1 protein-coding gene is annotated in these 1,537 nt (G+C 57.4%); it reads left to right on the top strand.

The features are described 5' to 3' along the window. Nucleotides 1-99: 99 nt before the first annotated feature. Nucleotides 100-1,113 carry an IS110 family RNA-guided transposase gene (locus tag HV796_RS42230; protein ID WP_175233543.1) on the top strand — a complete coding sequence of 338 codons (1,014 nt, stop codon included), beginning with the start codon at nt 100-102 and terminating at the stop codon, nt 1,111-1,113. The last annotated feature ends 424 nt before the right edge of the window (nt 1,114-1,537 follow it).

Genomic DNA, 1,537 nt, shown 5'->3' with positions numbered 1-1,537 from the left:
TTGATAATCATTGAAAGGCATCCTGGCCGCCCAAAGAAGGGGGCGGCCAGGGTCTACAGTTGAGATGCCTGGCTCAACGGACCCATTCAGGAGGCTGAAATGAAGTATAGCGGCATCGATCTGCACTCGAATAACGCCGTGGTCGCCGTGATCGACGATCAAGACCGGGTGCTTTACTGCAAACGACTGGCCAACGACCTGTCATCAATCATTGCGGTCCTCGCATCGTTCAACGAGGACCTGCAAGGGGTCGTGGTCGAATCAACCTATAACTGGTACTGGCTGGTCGATGGCCTGGTGGCTGCGGGCTTTGCCGTGCATCTGGCAAATACCTCTGCCATCAAGCAGTACGAGGGCCTGAAGTATGTGGGCGATGAACGCGACGCAGTGTTTCTCGCACACATCTTCCGTCTTGGGCTACTGCCAGAAGGGTACATCTATCCACCGGAGGAGCGTGGCTTGCGTGACCTGGCCCGCAAGCGGATGCAACTCGTACAGCAACGCACGCTGAACATTCTCAGCATCGAAAATATCGTGGCGCGGCAGTTGAATCTGCGCCTCAACGCACAACAGGTTCGCCACCTCGACAACGCGGCTGTAACTGCGCTGCGTTTGCCACCGCACATCGAGTGTGCGTTGATGGCCAACCTCGCGGTTGTGCGCACGCTCCAGGCTCAAATCCATGCAATTGAAACTGTCCTGCACCGCACCGTGAAACTTCGCCCCGAGTTCTCCATTCTCAAAACCGCGCCGGGCATCGGTGAGACCCTCGCGACCACCATCATGCTGGAAACGGGCAGCATCGCCCGCTTCCACAGCGTTGGGCAGTTCAGTTCCTACTGCCGATGCGTCGAGAGCAAGCGGATCTCCAACGGCAAGAAGAAAGGTGAAGGCAACGCAAAGAACGGCAACAAGTATCTCTCCTGGGCCTTCATCGAAGCTGCCGCTGTTGCGATGCGCAGTTGTCCGCAGGCGAGACGTTTTTATGATCGCAAAAGATCGCGGCGCATGCCTGTGGTCGCGATGAAGGCACTCGCGCACAAGCTCGCACGCGCGGCTTTCTACATGTTGCGAGACGGCAAACCCTTTGAGGTGACCAAATGCTTTGGTTAGATCCGGCGGGGCCGTGAGCCCGGTAAATCTGTTGGCGTGAACCCAGGTTCGTTGATTGGGCCACGCGCTCCCGCCGTCCCCCAAAATAACGATCGCTGGGATGCCCAGACCATGAGCCGAAATGAGCCTGGCACTGCTAATGCAGCAAGCCGATACTCGTTGAATACTCCCGTGGACACCGGTCTGGTACCGATGGTTTTCTGGGGCTCCACGTGAGCCACGGGCGAGCCGAGAACATGGGCGCTCGCCTTGATCCCGATGGATGACTGGAGCAGACCAGCTCTGCAACCAGGCAAGCGAAAAACCGGATGCATGCTCGTGCGCGTCGAAGTGGGGGGGCGCAAGATGTTTCAGGTCAAGCAGGGTAAAGCCTGAGAGAGGAGCATTTACCTCTTGCCTTTGGCCTTTCAATGGATGACAGATT

It is taken from the genome of Paraburkholderia humisilvae, assembly GCF_902859855.1.
Classification (GTDB): domain Bacteria; phylum Pseudomonadota; class Gammaproteobacteria; order Burkholderiales; family Burkholderiaceae; genus Paraburkholderia; species Paraburkholderia humisilvae.
The sequence above is the reverse complement of the archived record's forward strand: the minus strand, read 5'-3'. Positions and strand labels throughout refer to the sequence as shown.

What these genes read in the sequence shown, in the direction of transcription:
- HV796_RS42230 (WP_175233543.1), top strand. Translation starts at nt 100, where the DNA reads ATGAAGTATAGCGGCATCGATCTGCACTCGAATAACGCCGTGGTCGCC.